The following is a 13,512-nucleotide window of genomic DNA, read 5'->3' as shown; positions in this document are numbered from 1 at the left end:
GTGAAAAAAAATTTAAAGGATCCTACCAAACGATGTTGCGGGAACAAAATAAAATAAAAAAAGTCTCCAATAAAAGGAATTATTTAACCTATCCTCAAAATAAAAAAGGGGTGTATGGTATGACTGCTAACTCAACAATAAAAGGGGCAAGGCGAAAAAAGATAGTAAAGATTGCACTCATTATGGGCTTATTATTTATGGGGTTTATTGGATATGGAGTTTATTGGGCATTTTTCGATATGAAAAGGTTGCCTACTGGTGAATATCTTACGGAAGAAACCTCTCCTGATGGTACGTATACTTTAAAAGCCTATGTATCGAGTCCAAGCTTAAGTGCTGATGCTGTACGAGGTGAATTAGTATTTAATGAGCAAAATGGTAAAACAAAAAATATCTATTGGAATTACCGAGAATCAACAGCCAAAATTGAATGGTTAGATAATAAAACAGTTGTAATTAATGGACATACTCTTGAAGTTCCTAAAGAAAAATTCGATTTTCGTAACCAATAATTCAGTTTTCACAGTTTTGTACGCAAATAATAAGACTTGAATGGAAGAGGGCAGGATTATGAGGGATAGAGCTTCAGTAATAATAGTAGAAAAAGACAAAGTAGCGTTAATTAAAAGAATTAGAGATAACTCGATTTACTTTGTTTTTCCTGGAGGAGGAATAGATAATGGGGAAACTCCAGAAGAAGGAGCTAAAAGAGAAGCATATGAAGAATTGGGAGTAGAGGTAAAGATCAATGAGCGCTTAGCGAAAATTGAATATAATGGAACTCAACACTTTTTCTTAACTGAAATCATTAATGGAACATTTGGTACTGGACAAGGTGAAGAATACACAGACAAAGAGAGAGCGAGAGGAATATATTTGCCAATGTGGGTAGATATAAAAATGTTATCGTGTATTGACGTTAAACCAAAAGAAGTAGCTTTAAAAGTTCAGTCCTTATTTAATTAATGAGGGTGATGTTATTCAAAATCAGTTTGTTTATTGAATGATGTAAAAATATTATCGAGCTTGTATATGCTCTTTTAAAAGTAAGAATTTTAGATTTGGGGGATTTTTATGTCATTTGAACAATGCCAAAATGTAACTTCTTTGATGGCAAAATTTAATAAAACTTGGTTCATTGCTGGTGGGTGGGCGATTGATCTTTTTATAGGAAAAGAAACAAGAGAACACAAAGATATAGAGATAGCTATATTTCGAAAAGACCAACTAAATTTAAAAGCCTATCTAAAAGAATGGGATTTTAAGAAAGTATTTAAAAGTGAATTCCATAATTGGGGAAATGAGTTTATAGAGCTACCTATACATGAAATTCATGCTACCAATAAGTTAAATGGAGATAAAATTGAAGTTCTTCTAAATGAAGCAAAAGATGATGATTGGGAATTCAGAAGAGATTTTAGGATTTCCTCACCACTATATTCAGTGTGGAATTATTCTGAAACGGGTATTCCATATCTTAATCCAGAAATAGTGCTTTTATATAAGGCGAAGAATACAAGAGAAAAAGACCATCAAGATTTTATTACTGTAAAGGACCATCTTGATTATAAGAAGAGACAATGGCTCAAATCAGCACTTGAACTTCACGAACCCGAACATAATTGGATTCAATTTTTAATCTAATATTTTTCAAGTAATCTTAAAATAGCTAATTATTATCCCACAAGCGATTGCAATTCTTTAATAAGGATTGCGGTTGTCTTCATTAAATAATCTTAAGAGGAAGTTTCTAGTCACGTCTTCGAGGCTTTTAGAAGGAATTATAATGTTCATTGTCGAAAGTGAAATAAACATTATGATTCAAAGAAGCTTTGAGGTGGAGGAGAAAAATGACTACAACTTACGCCAATTGGGGTGAATCAAGAGTTAAATTAACATGGGAAAAAAATACCTTACTCCCTCAATATAATTTAATTACAAGTGTACATGGTTTTTGTTTTCAGGATGATCAACTCTTATTAGTCGACTTAAATGATAGGGGATGGGATTTCCCAGGTGGACACATTGAACCTGAGGAAACTCCTGAAGAATGCTTTAAACGGGAAGCTTTAGAAGAAGGTTATATTGAAGGAGAATGTAGGTTGTTAGGGTACATAATCGTAGACCATCATGACAATCCAATGTGGAACGAAAGCAGTCCATATCCAAAAGTCGGTTTTCAGGTATTTTATAAAATGAATATTACTAAACTTTTACCATTTGAAGGAAGATATGAATCCACCCAACGTATCTTTATAAATCCTAAAGACATTTCTAACTATTATACAAAATGGAATATAATTTATCAGGAAATAATGAAATGTACTATATAGTATATACTTTTTAAATTTATCGATGGGAGAATAGAATAAATGGGCATTAGAAAAGTGGAGCTTAATGATTACCCCCAGATATCTTCATTATTAACACAGTTGGATTATCCAGATACAGAACTTTTTATAAAAGGAAAAATTGAAACACTTCTAAAGGATCCAAATGAGGAATTATTAGTGTTTGAAGAAGATAAAGTAATAATGGCTTTAATTTCCGTTCATTTTATACCTCAATTAGCTGTTAAAGGGGATTTCGCAAGAATAAGCTATTTTGCTGTTGATAAAAACATAAGAAGTAAGGGAATAGGGCGTAAGATTGAGGAATACTGTACTGAGTTGGCTATAAAGAGAAAGTGCGACAGAGTTGAAGTACATTGTCATTCAAGAAGAATTGATGCACATAGATTTTATATAAGACAAGGATTTGAAGAGTCACCAAAATATTTTATTAAAATGTTACCACAGTCTAAGTAATTTAAAAGCTAACTTCAGCAATCCGGGGTAAAACTTTAATAAGGATCGCGTCACTTTTCATTAAACGCATTTCTAGAAAGTTCAATCGGTTGTTTTCGACAGGTTATAAAATGTTGCATAACGAATGATCAAAGATAAGAAACATAGGTGAGCTTTTATTTAAATACTTTTCCAACAATCGCAACCGAGTTGTAACAAATAATTTCTATATTTGTTCTTACCGTAATCTGGAACTACTAGCAGCAGATAAAAGAGTAATCAAATAAGTAATTTAAAACGAGAAAACCATTTTTTTTACCTCTTTGAAATAGCGCCAATAAAAGTACCTAACCATACTCCTACAAAAATAGTAATCGTAAAGTAAGCCAAAAAGATACCATCCCAACCACCCACTACTTCCTTGCTAAAAACAATTAATCCAATACAAATTAGACTTAATACAGTTGCGGTTAAAATTAAAGCTTTTCTTGAAACTCTACGGGATATAATATACATTCCTATTGCAAACACAATTCCGCAAAGTAATATAGGAGTCCATCCCTCTAACATCAAAGCATTCATTTAATTACCTCCTGTTATGTTTTTCTGTAACCTGAGCAAATTTATTATTTATATTATTATCTACCATTAACTATATAGCAGTAACATTCACTTTACCATCTAGCAAGCGCCTATATCCATAGTTGCAACCCCTGCGGTACTAGGTAAGGCTTCCGAGTTAAGACCTTTCTCTGATTTAACAAAAATTTTTTTCATGCATAAGGTAAAAGAGATGACAGGTTTTCGGGAGGACATTATGCATTGGGTAACCATTATTATTGTAGGTATAGCGGCTAATTTAGACAATCTCGGGATTGGATTAGCCTATGGTGTTAAAAAAACAAAAATCCCTATTTTATCAAACATAATCATTGCTTTTATGTCTATGACTATCACTTATTTTGCAGTAGTAGTTGGCGGTACGTTAAGCGAATATATTTCACCAAATATGGCCAACTTTTTAGGGAGTTTTTTATTATGTATTATAGGTTTATGGACTTTATTTTTCAAACGGTTAGAAAATCCGGAACCTGTTAAAAACCCTGAACTAATTGATTGGGATGATAATCATGTAATCTCTTGGAAAGAAGCAATATACCTTGGACTAATCTTATCTTTAAATTGTCTGGCAAGTGGACTAGGGATAGGTGCTAACGGAATTTCAGCAATCTGGACCGTTATCTCAATTGGATTCTTCTCCCTTGTGACAATTGGTATCGGTAGCCATTTTGGTTATTTTCTTAACAAAACAATTATCGGTAAGTATTCGGCAAGTATTTCCGGGTGGTTGCTTATTATTATAGGACTTTATGAAATGCTTATTTAAATTCAATTCAGCTAGCCGGGGGTCTTTACTTTAATAACATTCTTCAATAATCCAGCGTTAATCCCTCAATAGGACGCTTTCCTTTAATAAGGAAAGAGTCTTTTTTAATTGTATTATTCTGTATAACGCCTCCCATGTTCACCAGCAAGTACTGCTTCTAATGTATTGAGAACAGGTTCATAAATTGTAATCATTTTGTAATAAACGTAACAGTAATACGGAATTGTATAAATCTAAAAATCTGTCAATATTTTTTCAGTGGCAGTATACTTTTTTTCTGGATGATTTTATGAAATTAATAGCTTCTAAACCATTGATTTTATGGAGTTTAGTAATAGAATGTTACTCTTACCAGTTTATGGACCCTTTATTACACATTTTGTACTGTAACATAGTTTGTGAAGAAGAGGAGGAATTCAAAAATGAACAAAAAATGGTTAGCAACATCACTATGTGCAGCAACATTATTTGCAACATCAATTACTACAGCAGATGCAGCAAGTTTAAATACAGAGGAAAAGAAAGTTGTAAATACACAACATATCCAAATTATTAAAGGCGAAAATTATCAAGGGTTAGCTTTAAAAATAATGGAGCAAATTTCTTCAAAAAATGGAGAATTCGAGAATTTATCTAAAGATTTAATCAATAAAGCTTTGGTAAATCTAGATGCTAATAAAATAATTAAAGAGGGCAAAGTAGTACATGCAGAAAAAGCTACTACTAATAAAGAAACTCAAAAAGAATCTACTAATAAAACAGTAGAAAAAGAGGATAAAGCACCTAAAGCACCAGCAAAAGAAAAAGCTACACCAGTAACAAATAATAACAATACAAAAGCACCTAAAGCACCAACAAATGAAAAAACTACGCCAGAAACAAATGATAATACAAATGCACAGGTTACACCTGTGACAAATAACAACAATACAAAAGCACCATCAAACTCAAATAGCCAACAAGTAGAAGCACCAGCAAAAACAACGACTAATAATGTTAGTCAATCAGTTTCTGAATTTGAGAAACAAGTAGTAGACTTAACAAATGCAGAACGTACAAAAGCAGGCTTAAAACCGCTTGAAATACATTCTCCATTAATGGCTGTAGCTCATGCAAAATCAGCAGATATGGCGAAAAATAATTACTTTTCACATACTAGTCCAACTTTCGGAAGCCCGTTTGATCAGATTAAATCTGCAGGAATCTCATACCGTTCAGCTGGTGAAAATATTGCACAAGGTCAAAGAACACCACAACAAGTGGTACAAGCATGGATGGATTCACCTGGACACCGTCAAAACATTATGAATGCCAATTACACACATATTGGTGTAGGTTTTGTTGAAGATGGTTACTATTGGACACAACAATTTATACAACTATAAAATATAACATCAATGTTAGGCTACTTGACGACCAATTTCTATTGGCGTTAAGTAGCCTAACTTTTTAATTTGAAAATTAAAAGTTAGTTTTTTGGGAGTGTCTTTTATTAAAAGATAAAGTGATTAAAATAGCAACGATTAAGACAGGTATTGCGTAAATCTGTCCAATTAGCAATTTCCAGCCTATCGCATTATATCCATCGGAAGCAGGCAGCATAACAGCGAACATACAAACGATTAAATAAGCTAATAAAGGAATTATTGTTTTCATCATTAATTCATTTACCTACTTTTAATACATTTATTATAACCTTGACAAACGTTGATAGTTAACACCCTCATGTAGGACTGTATGAAAAGAACCTACTTTTCGCACAGCCCGTTGCTTATGAAGATTTTAAAATCAACTACTTGATATTACTAAATATGTTCGCTAAGTGGAGTCCTTCTCCAACCATAGAACTGCATACCTTCTCTTACTCATAAAAATCATTTCAATTCCCACCTTTCATTGTTTTAAATTACCAAAATTAATAATGACGTTGACGAGTGTAATCTTCTACTTTTCTTTTGTTCTCTTCAAAGATTTTTTTTAGTTTTTCTTCATGAAGTGCTTTATCTCGAGAGATCTCACGCTCACGTTTTGTAATAGCTATCGAAAGGGTAAAAAAGTTTAATATCATGGATTATCACCTCCTTATAGTGCCCTAAAAGTGGAAAAAACCGCAGAGAGACTCCCTCTGCGGTAAAAAAAGGCACAAAAATACCGCAGGGGCACACTTCTCCCTGCGGTTATGGGCATACTTAATTAATAAAAAAATTTAAGCAATCCATTCCAGTCTGGTCGAATGTGTGATTTTCGTTTTCACTTTAGCTTTAGCTGTAACAACTAGTGACATTAATTTATTGATAACGATCATTTTCTTCGACCTCCTTAGAATTTTTTGATTACTGTGTAAGTATACTCATCACCATATGAAATGTAAACATCTTTTTTACATTTTTTATAAAAAGTGTAAAAAATGTAAATGTATTGAATGATAATTCTGTTGAATCTTCTGGCTAGTGACCTAATTTTCACAGGAACAAACAGACGATTTAATGCAAAATTATGATTATCATTAATGTATGTATTTAAGCGGCTTTAGTTGAAAAGTCTTCATCAACCGGGCACAATTCTGATGTAATGAATTGTACTTTTCTCATAGATAAAAGTTTTTTTTGAGTCTAACATCATATATTTATATATCCCGCAATCGAGATTATTATTAAGGGAATACCCCTAATCTAAAAGGGGGAGTTGAAAAAAGGGAAGTATTATAAAATAATTTCGCTTAAGATGAGGGGAAGGCTAAAATAGTAGGTGGTATACTATTTCAATCGGGGGGGTATGATGATTCAAGGTTCATGGAGAGCATTAATGTGGATTGGATTATCAGAATTGTGTACTTTAAGCTTATGGTATAGTGCTTCAGTTATTGCACCAGAACTAATTGATCTTTGGAATCTCAGCCCCAATTCGGAGGCTTGGCTTTCGGCTTCTGTCCCTATTGGTTTTGTAGCTGGTGCATTATTTAGTGCCTATTTTGGGATTGCTGACCGTTTCAACGCTCGAAAGGTTTTTGCGATATCTGCATTTTTAGGTGCACTATTAAATGCCTTATTAATTTTTGCTGATTCAAGTTTTATCGGAATTCTACTAAGAGTATTTACTGGAATAACACTCGCCGGTGTATACCCAATCGCAGTCAAAATGTTATCAGAATGGTTTCCAATAAAACGTGGGTTGGCGATCGGAATTTTAATTGCTGCCTTAACATTAGGATCATCATTACCCCATTTTATTGTAATATTCTTTTCTTCATTAAGTTGGAAGTATGTAATTATTTGCAGCTCAGTACTGGCTTTATTTTCAGCCTTTGTTGTTTCGGTTATATTAGATGATGCCCCCGTAAAATCCAAAAGATTGCCATTTTCTTTAAAAGTATTAAAAAAAGTGATGAAGAATAAACCAGTAATGCTTGCAAACTACGGCTACTTCGGCCATATGTGGGAATTGTATGCGATGTGGACATGGCTTCCCGTATTTATGACTGCTAGTTTTTCAGCCTACTCACCAGAAATTCCTCATTGGGTGATTGGGCTGTCATCTTTTATTTCGATTGGAATTGCAGGAGGTATTGGTTGTGTAATCGGTGGATTAATCTCAGATAAAATCGGAAGAGCAAATTTAACGATTATTTCAATGTTGATCAGTGCTAGTTGTTCAATCATCATAGGTTTTACATTTGGTCAATTTGTTTTGTTAACGATAATAATTTCGATTATTTGGGGGATATCCATTATAGCTGATTCCGCTCAATTTTCTGCAGCTGTATCAGAAATAGCCGAAGAGGAGTATGTAGGTACAGCGCTTACTTTTCAAATGTGTATCGGATTCTTGGTTACTATATTTTCGATAAATCTGATCCCTGTTATTCAGAGAATGATCGGTTGGGAATGGGCTTTTATAATACTTGCGATTGGACCTATTCTCGGAATTATAACAATGTTTAAATATAAACGTTACGAATTCAGAAATGAGAAAGTATAAGTGTTAACTAACAATATCAACGTATGAAAGTGGTACTGATTATTTTTTAATTATTATTTATAGGGCACATTTCTTTTAAATGAAATGTGTCTTTATTCGATTAAGGACTTTTAAGTGGTATTAGACATGAGCTAAAGAGGTTTTAGATAGAAGGAAGAGTTCTTGATTATGAAGAATAATTAAATAAGTCTTTATTTAAAAGGAGAAAATGATGAACTATATTAAATCCCTTAGGAGTATTATTGGAACAAGACCTATTATTGCTCCTGGATCAGCAATCATCGTGATGAGTAAGGAGAATAAGTTATTATTACAATTACGCTCAGATACTAAAGATTGGGGAATCCCTGGAGGCGGGATGGAGTTGGGCGATAGTTTTGAAGAGACAGCTAAAAAAGAATTGTATGAGGAAACGGGGCTTATTACAAATCGCTTAGAGATTTTAGGAGTAGCTTCTGGTAAGGAGTTTTATTACAAATTTTCTCATGGGGATGAGATATACAATGCCACTGTTATCTTTAAGGCTAGTGAGATAAGTGGAAATATAAGGAAAGATGAAGAAAGTTTGGATTTGTCTTATTTTCCATTAGATTCTTTACCCGACTTAAATTATACAACCCAAAAAATTTTAGAAAAGATTGGATACATAAAGTAGTATCGAACAACATGATGGTTAGAAAAGCTACATAAATTATAGTTCTTGCCAAAAAGATACGAACGTATCACAGCATTCGTATCTTTTTGGCTAAAATATTATTAACTCCTAAAACGGGTTATTACGTAGTTTAATTGCTGAAAGTTAGAGTATATTCATTTAGCAACTTATCTAAGTTCTGACTTAATTTTATTGTAGTAGGGTGATTTAGACCATTTTCTGTACCAGACTTAATCATTGCAGTTCTAAGTGTTTCAACATTTTTTTTAGTTTTTATCTTTTTTAAAATAGTAGGCATTAGTAATCTCTCCTCATTTTTAATATACAAAGTAGATACAATAATTTACAAAATACATATATTATGTAAGTACACAATAAAAATAAAAATTAAACCTTAATTATGAAAAATTTTTCCAAATAAATTTTTGAATATAGCTTTTAGGAATCGTAGTTAACAATAGGGTTTAGGAATGAGGGTGAATTATTATTGAAGACAATACGTTTGGTTTTAACTTAAATTAATAAGAAATTGAAGAAAAAACAGCCCATATTGAGCTGTAATTCTTTAACCATTGATTGTTAATAGAGACGTTGTTGATTACAAGGTGGAAAACCAGATATATCTGCAATCATTGAAAAATCGTACTGTTTCATTGCGAACTGTGTTTGATACAGGTATTCAACAACAAGTAACTTTCCGTTTGATACACCACAAAGTACTCCGGATGTCCCTTGCCCATTTGCGAAGGATATACCAATCGGTTGTCCTATTAAGTAATTAATCTTATGTTGCCATGGTGGCATTGTCATCAACCCTTTCTATGTAAATTATGCTTTTGAAAAAGGGAGTGTGCCAACTTCAAAATGTAAACTTCACTAATTCCCTCCTTATGTCCACGAGTATTTGTTAATATTTAACGATAAGAAATAACCTATTCATGCAAACCTCAAAAAAAATTTCATTCGGTTTGAACGAAATCAAATTTTTTACAGTCTAATAAATAAGGAGGTGGCACATGTTGGAAAACTTACTCGAAAAAGCTACCGCTGGGGATCAACAAGCAATCCTGGAACTGATTGAACAAGACGAGGAAGTGCTTTACCCGATCGCATATACATATTTGAAAAATGAGCAGGACGCACTTGATGCGATGCAAGAAATGACCTATAAGGCACTGAAAAAAATGCACACCGTTAAACAGCCCGAATTTGCGCGTACTTGGCTCGTACGTGTACTCATCAACTGCTGTAACGATATGCTGAAAAAACGGATCCAAACCGTGGAAATTGAAGAGACCAGCCTTAGTGAAGCCCCAGTTTATTCGGACATCAGTCGTCTTCTTAACTTACTTACGCTTACAGAACAACAGCTTGTTTACGCGAAATATTTCCAGCAGCTGAAAAACAATGAAATTGCCGAACTGCAAAATATTCCAGAAGGCACCGTTAAATCACGGCTGCACGCCATTTTAAAAAAGCTGCGTAAAGCCGCTGGACAAAAGGAGGATTGGCTATGATGGAAATTCCAAAAGATAAGCTACGCCAAGGACGTATTGATGCATTGACAAAACTAAAAAAAGAACGACGTCGAAAGAAACAGTGGCAGGGAATCACTGCAGTAGCTATCATCTTCTTAAGTTTTTTGCTAACGGTCCGTGTCTCACCGACGATTGCCAGCTATGCCGCTAAAATCCCTGGCCTAAGCGTTATCGTTGAGCTCGTACAGGAAAATGAGGGGATAAAAGACGCCATCGCTAATGAATACTATGAGGAGCTGGGCATACTTGTGCAAGACAAGGACGTTACGATTACACTTCAAGGCGCAATTATCGATGAATACGGTATTATGCTCATGTATGATTTTGATTACCCAACGGAAAAAAGCGATCATCATAACTATTCCGTGAACATTTACCAAGGTAACCAACTGCTTGAAAACAGTATGTCTTACGGGACGATGGACGGTCTAGACAAGCCAGTTGCGCACAGTAATCATTTGCTTGAAATGACACTCGATCAACCGCTTGATACGACAAATCCTAATTTCCGTGTCGAATTTGAAATGAGGGATGGTGATAAACAAACTATCTCGATCCCATTTTCACTAAAAAAACCGATTGCTAAAGCCAAAGTAATAGAACCGAACTCAACGATTACTGCACAAGGTCAACGCCTGACAATCAATAAAATCATTCGGACACCACTACGCATTCATATCGAAGTAAATCCAGATCCTTCGAATACGATGCAAATTGTCGAACTCGATAACATCTCACTGGAGCTTAAAAACGGCAGTAAACGTGAGCTTATTCGCAATGGTTTAGTTGGCAGTGGTTCGTTCCGAGAAGGTAAGTACACGATTTATTTACAAAGCAACTACTTCTATGATTCAGATGAACTCATCGTCCACATTGGTGAAATTCAAGCTGTTCCAAAAGGCGAAGATTATATTGAAGTTGACTTCACAACAAAGGAAGTTCTTTTCAAACCAGACTTCATTGACTGGGATATTAAAGTTGTCGGCAACGATGTGTACCTAAACGCACCAGTCAAGGACGACCAAGGCCGCCAACACTTGTTTCCTGCTGAAAAAGAGGATGGTACGTCACTTGAATCTGAAGGAAGCAGTTTTTCTACGTCCCCACATGAAGGTTATAATTATAGAGAGTACTACGAGCCATACAATGGCAGAGCAAAACTGTGGATCAACTACATTGATAACCCGATAGCAACGGACGTTGAACTTAAGATAGATTTGACTCAATAACGGCTTCTTTTACTGTCCATTTTTATAAAGATATCTGTATTAGGAACTTTACTCCATTAATGGCGTTAACTATCTTAAAAAGGTGGTTTATATTGTGTTGTATATAATAATATACAAGCAAAAGAATCACGATTAGGGGGAAACTATGTCCTTAACTTTATTCTTATTTATTGGTCTTATTGGCGTATTCTTTGTCACATTTCTTAAATGGCCATTAATAAACCTACTTGGAGAAGATAATATTCTAATATCTAGGTTGAACAATGCTGGATGGTTTCAAAATTATTGGCTAGCTGGGATATTTCTTTTTATTACGAATGCCATCCTATTTTTTTCAACTGCTCTTATTATTTATTGGCTGACTTATTTCTTAATTCCGTATGTACATTTACTTGTGATGATTCTTGCTGTAATTGGAAGTATCTTTTTATGGATAATAGTTAATAAAACTTGGCAGGGTACGAGAAGAAATCGTTTGAAGATGGCAAAAGTCGGGAGCAGTTTTTATATGATCTTGTCCCTTATATTGATTTATATGTTAGTCACAATAGAGCCTGCCTATCCAGGCGATGATACTTTTATGAGAGCAATCGGATTATTTATGGGAATTGTGGTAACAACAGTTGCGTTTATCTCGTGTTTTATCTTTACGGGATTTTCGAATAAGAAGGAAGTGAATGAGGCGCGATTCTGAACTAGAATCAGCGCTGTTTTTTATATAGGGAACTATTGATAAGATCTAGGTGATATTTCATGACCGAAACTAACAGGCTGTATAGGGTTAATTTATATATGGATAAATATGTTAATATGAATTAAGCTTTTATAAAGGAGGGTTATATTTTATGGGAGTCTCACTATGTAGAGCAACTATAGATGACGCGGCTAAGCTTCATGAGATGCAAGTGAACGCATTTATGCCCTTATTAGAAAAATACGAGGACTATGACACAAACCCAGCTAATGAATCTTTTGAAAGAGTTATTACTCGATTCAAGCAACCATTTACAGATTATTATTTAATTAAAAATCTAGAAGATACTATTGGTGGCATTAGAATTGTAAAAATGAGTAATAAATCATATCGTGTCAGCCCTATATTTATTTTGCCAGAGCATCAAGGAAAAGGAAATGCTCAAAAAGTCTTTGCAATATTAGAGAACTTATATCAAGACGCAAGATCATGGGAGCTGGACACCATTATGCAAGAAGAAGGGCTTTGTTACCTCTATGAAAAGTTAGGTTATAAAAAAACGGGTAAATCCAAAATAATAAATGAAAAGATAACGATAGTTTTTTATGAAAAATCTCAAATCATTTAAGTTGAAACTTAGTATCAAAAAATCCATGTGAACTTCTATGTAAATAAATAATAGGAGTTTTTTAGAAAACGTAAAAGGGGGTTATTGTATTAAGAAAATAACATTATCAAATGGAAAAATTGTTGAGTTTGAATGTTTAAGCTGTGCATTAACAACTGGTTTGATAGAACCGGATGGCGGGGTGGTTTTTGAAACGAAGTATTTTCAAGCCCATCAAGATGTAGCTTATCCAATCAAGGGGTTAATCATATTAGCTTCTAAAAGACATATCAAGTCTTTTGATGAATTAACTGAAGAAGAAAAATTAGATTATATTCAGACTTTATCCAGAATAAGACGGGCTCAAAGAGAAGTATTAAATATCGAGTACGTATATTACTTTTATAATGAAGATACTACTCACCATTTCCATACTTGGATGGTTCCAAGATATGAATGGATGTATGAGTTTGGCCGCTCAGTCGAGTCCGTTAGACCGATGCTACTTCACGCCCGCAACCATATGAATGATTCTAAAAATAATGAAGAAGTAATGACAGCCATTGACTTATTAAAAAAAGAATTAAATAAATGACCTTGTGAAAATTATGCTAAAAAACAATTGTTCTCAGTAGGGG

General features: G+C 33.8%; 19 protein-coding genes. 14 read left to right on the top strand and 5 right to left on the bottom strand.

Going from position 1 to position 13,512, the window contains the following annotated elements:
- Nucleotides 1-119: 119 nt before the first annotated feature.
- The 5 genes from AC0VXV_RS11395 to AC0VXV_RS11375 all read left to right on the top strand — a co-directional run bounded on the left by AC0VXV_RS11395 (nucleotide 120) and on the right by AC0VXV_RS11375 (nucleotide 2,807).
- Nucleotides 120-512, top strand: coding sequence for a DUF5412 domain-containing protein (locus AC0VXV_RS11395; protein WP_079528792.1), 393 nt, complete (start codon nucleotides 120-122; stop codon nucleotides 510-512).
- A gap of 58 nt (nucleotides 513-570) precedes the next feature.
- On the top strand, nucleotides 571-966 hold the full coding sequence (locus tag AC0VXV_RS11390) for an NUDIX hydrolase (RefSeq protein ID WP_475528271.1): 396 nt from the start codon (nucleotides 571-573) through the stop codon (nucleotides 964-966).
- A gap of 108 nt (nucleotides 967-1,074) precedes the next feature.
- A complete protein-coding gene (locus AC0VXV_RS11385) occupies nucleotides 1,075-1,644 on the top strand; it encodes a nucleotidyltransferase domain-containing protein (protein ID WP_475528269.1) in 570 nt (189 codons plus the stop codon).
- A 206-nt stretch (nucleotides 1,645-1,850) separates the two neighbouring features.
- A complete protein-coding gene (locus AC0VXV_RS11380) occupies nucleotides 1,851-2,333 on the top strand; it encodes an NUDIX hydrolase (protein WP_475528268.1) in 483 nt (160 codons plus the stop codon).
- Between the two features lie 39 nt (nucleotides 2,334-2,372).
- On the top strand, nucleotides 2,373-2,807 hold the full coding sequence (locus AC0VXV_RS11375) for a GNAT family N-acetyltransferase (protein WP_079527394.1): 435 nt from the start codon (nucleotides 2,373-2,375) through the stop codon (nucleotides 2,805-2,807).
- A 294-nt stretch (nucleotides 2,808-3,101) separates the two neighbouring features.
- Here the strand turns inward: AC0VXV_RS11375 and AC0VXV_RS11370 are convergent, their stop codons facing one another.
- Nucleotides 3,102-3,368 carry a YesK family protein gene (locus AC0VXV_RS11370; RefSeq protein ID WP_475528267.1) on the bottom strand — a complete coding sequence of 89 codons (267 nt, stop codon included), beginning with the start codon at nucleotides 3,366-3,368 and terminating at the stop codon, nucleotides 3,102-3,104.
- 235 nt (nucleotides 3,369-3,603) lie between these two features.
- Between AC0VXV_RS11370 and AC0VXV_RS11365 the strand changes: the two genes are divergently transcribed.
- Together AC0VXV_RS11365 and AC0VXV_RS11360 are read left to right on the top strand one after the other, a co-directional pair.
- On the top strand, nucleotides 3,604-4,173 hold the full coding sequence (locus AC0VXV_RS11365) for a manganese efflux pump (RefSeq protein WP_475528266.1): 570 nt from the start codon (nucleotides 3,604-3,606) through the stop codon (nucleotides 4,171-4,173).
- A gap of 422 nt (nucleotides 4,174-4,595) precedes the next feature.
- Nucleotides 4,596-5,558, top strand: coding sequence for a CAP domain-containing protein (locus AC0VXV_RS11360; protein WP_475528265.1), 963 nt, complete (start codon nucleotides 4,596-4,598; stop codon nucleotides 5,556-5,558).
- Nucleotides 5,559-5,634: 76 nt separating this feature from the next.
- On the opposite strand, the gene AC0VXV_RS11355 is transcribed toward AC0VXV_RS11360, so the two are convergent.
- Both AC0VXV_RS11355 and AC0VXV_RS11350 read right to left on the bottom strand, forming a co-directional pair.
- Nucleotides 5,635-5,829 carry a DUF4017 family protein gene (locus AC0VXV_RS11355; protein WP_475531456.1) on the bottom strand — a complete coding sequence of 65 codons (195 nt, stop codon included), beginning with the start codon at nucleotides 5,827-5,829 and terminating at the stop codon, nucleotides 5,635-5,637.
- A gap of 259 nt (nucleotides 5,830-6,088) precedes the next feature.
- Nucleotides 6,089-6,241, bottom strand: coding sequence for a YrzI family small protein (locus AC0VXV_RS11350; RefSeq protein WP_475528263.1), 153 nt, complete (start codon nucleotides 6,239-6,241; stop codon nucleotides 6,089-6,091).
- A gap of 707 nt (nucleotides 6,242-6,948) precedes the next feature.
- On the opposite strand from AC0VXV_RS11350, the gene AC0VXV_RS11345 reads away from it, so the two are divergent.
- Both AC0VXV_RS11345 and AC0VXV_RS11340 read left to right on the top strand, forming a co-directional pair.
- Nucleotides 6,949-8,151 carry an MFS transporter gene (locus AC0VXV_RS11345; RefSeq protein WP_475528262.1) on the top strand — a complete coding sequence of 401 codons (1,203 nt, stop codon included), beginning with the start codon at nucleotides 6,949-6,951 and terminating at the stop codon, nucleotides 8,149-8,151.
- Between the two features lie 211 nt (nucleotides 8,152-8,362).
- The gene (locus AC0VXV_RS11340) at nucleotides 8,363-8,806 is read left to right on the top strand and encodes an NUDIX hydrolase (RefSeq protein WP_475531455.1); all 444 of its coding nucleotides are present in this window, start codon (nucleotides 8,363-8,365) and stop codon (nucleotides 8,804-8,806) included.
- Nucleotides 8,807-8,936: 130 nt separating this feature from the next.
- Here AC0VXV_RS11340 and AC0VXV_RS11335 read toward each other — a convergent pair whose 3' ends face one another.
- Nucleotides 8,937-9,104 (bottom strand): aspartyl-phosphate phosphatase Spo0E family protein, encoded by a 168-nt coding sequence (locus tag AC0VXV_RS11335; RefSeq protein ID WP_475528261.1) that lies wholly within the window; start codon nucleotides 9,102-9,104, stop codon nucleotides 8,937-8,939.
- A 281-nt stretch (nucleotides 9,105-9,385) separates the two neighbouring features.
- Nucleotides 9,386-9,616 (bottom strand): hypothetical protein, encoded by a 231-nt coding sequence (locus AC0VXV_RS11330; RefSeq protein ID WP_475528260.1) that lies wholly within the window; start codon nucleotides 9,614-9,616, stop codon nucleotides 9,386-9,388.
- A 206-nt stretch (nucleotides 9,617-9,822) separates the two neighbouring features.
- Here AC0VXV_RS11330 and AC0VXV_RS11325 point away from each other — a divergent pair, with 206 nt between their 5' ends.
- From AC0VXV_RS11325 to AC0VXV_RS11305, 5 genes are all read left to right on the top strand, one after another.
- Nucleotides 9,823-10,323 (top strand): sigma-70 family RNA polymerase sigma factor, encoded by a 501-nt coding sequence (locus AC0VXV_RS11325; RefSeq protein WP_176142100.1) that lies wholly within the window; start codon nucleotides 9,823-9,825, stop codon nucleotides 10,321-10,323.
- Nucleotides 10,320-11,573, top strand: coding sequence for a DUF4179 domain-containing protein (locus AC0VXV_RS11320; protein ID WP_475528259.1), 1,254 nt, complete (start codon nucleotides 10,320-10,322; stop codon nucleotides 11,571-11,573). The genes AC0VXV_RS11325 and AC0VXV_RS11320 overlap by 4 nt, the downstream gene beginning before the upstream one ends.
- A 145-nt stretch (nucleotides 11,574-11,718) precedes the next feature.
- Complete coding sequence (locus AC0VXV_RS11315; protein WP_475528258.1) at nucleotides 11,719-12,267, top strand: hypothetical protein; 549 nt, start codon at nucleotides 11,719-11,721, stop codon at nucleotides 12,265-12,267.
- A 151-nt stretch (nucleotides 12,268-12,418) separates the two neighbouring features.
- Complete coding sequence (locus tag AC0VXV_RS11310) at nucleotides 12,419-12,895, top strand: GNAT family N-acetyltransferase (RefSeq protein ID WP_475528257.1); 477 nt, start codon at nucleotides 12,419-12,421, stop codon at nucleotides 12,893-12,895.
- Nucleotides 12,896-12,983: 88 nt separating this feature from the next.
- Nucleotides 12,984-13,469 carry an HIT family protein gene (locus tag AC0VXV_RS11305; RefSeq protein WP_475531454.1) on the top strand — a complete coding sequence of 162 codons (486 nt, stop codon included), beginning with the start codon at nucleotides 12,984-12,986 and terminating at the stop codon, nucleotides 13,467-13,469.
- Nucleotides 13,470-13,512 lie beyond the last annotated feature (43 nt).

The sequence above is a fragment of the Solibacillus sp. iso_87 genome, assembly GCF_056173085.1.
Note: the sequence above shows the minus strand (reverse complement) of the source record. Positions and strands in the feature narration are given on the sequence as shown.

Bases quoted from the DNA above. Each gene is read 5' to 3' on its own strand.
- AC0VXV_RS11395 (WP_079528792.1), top strand. From the start codon at position 120: ATGACTGCTAACTCAACAATAAAAGGGGCAAGGCGAAAAAAGATAGTA.
- AC0VXV_RS11390 (WP_475528271.1), top strand. From the start codon at position 571: ATGAGGGATAGAGCTTCAGTAATAATAGTAGAAAAAGACAAAGTAGCG.
- AC0VXV_RS11385 (WP_475528269.1), top strand. From the start codon at position 1,075: ATGTCATTTGAACAATGCCAAAATGTAACTTCTTTGATGGCAAAATTT.
- AC0VXV_RS11380 (WP_475528268.1), top strand. From the start codon at position 1,851: ATGACTACAACTTACGCCAATTGGGGTGAATCAAGAGTTAAATTAACA.
- AC0VXV_RS11375 (WP_079527394.1), top strand. From the start codon at position 2,373: ATGGGCATTAGAAAAGTGGAGCTTAATGATTACCCCCAGATATCTTCA.
- AC0VXV_RS11370 (WP_475528267.1), bottom strand. From the start codon at position 3,368: ATGAATGCTTTGATGTTAGAGGGATGGACTCCTATATTACTTTGCGGA.
- AC0VXV_RS11365 (WP_475528266.1), top strand. From the start codon at position 3,604: ATGCATTGGGTAACCATTATTATTGTAGGTATAGCGGCTAATTTAGAC.
- AC0VXV_RS11360 (WP_475528265.1), top strand. From the start codon at position 4,596: ATGAACAAAAAATGGTTAGCAACATCACTATGTGCAGCAACATTATTT.
- AC0VXV_RS11355 (WP_475531456.1), bottom strand. From the start codon at position 5,829: ATGAAAACAATAATTCCTTTATTAGCTTATTTAATCGTTTGTATGTTC.
- AC0VXV_RS11350 (WP_475528263.1), bottom strand. From the start codon at position 6,241: ATGATATTAAACTTTTTTACCCTTTCGATAGCTATTACAAAACGTGAG.
- AC0VXV_RS11345 (WP_475528262.1), top strand. From the start codon at position 6,949: ATGATGATTCAAGGTTCATGGAGAGCATTAATGTGGATTGGATTATCA.
- AC0VXV_RS11340 (WP_475531455.1), top strand. From the start codon at position 8,363: ATGAACTATATTAAATCCCTTAGGAGTATTATTGGAACAAGACCTATT.
- AC0VXV_RS11335 (WP_475528261.1), bottom strand. From the start codon at position 9,104: ATGCCTACTATTTTAAAAAAGATAAAAACTAAAAAAAATGTTGAAACA.
- AC0VXV_RS11330 (WP_475528260.1), bottom strand. From the start codon at position 9,616: ATGACAATGCCACCATGGCAACATAAGATTAATTACTTAATAGGACAA.
- AC0VXV_RS11325 (WP_176142100.1), top strand. From the start codon at position 9,823: ATGTTGGAAAACTTACTCGAAAAAGCTACCGCTGGGGATCAACAAGCA.
- AC0VXV_RS11320 (WP_475528259.1), top strand. From the start codon at position 10,320: ATGATGGAAATTCCAAAAGATAAGCTACGCCAAGGACGTATTGATGCA.
- AC0VXV_RS11315 (WP_475528258.1), top strand. From the start codon at position 11,719: ATGTCCTTAACTTTATTCTTATTTATTGGTCTTATTGGCGTATTCTTT.
- AC0VXV_RS11310 (WP_475528257.1), top strand. From the start codon at position 12,419: ATGGGAGTCTCACTATGTAGAGCAACTATAGATGACGCGGCTAAGCTT.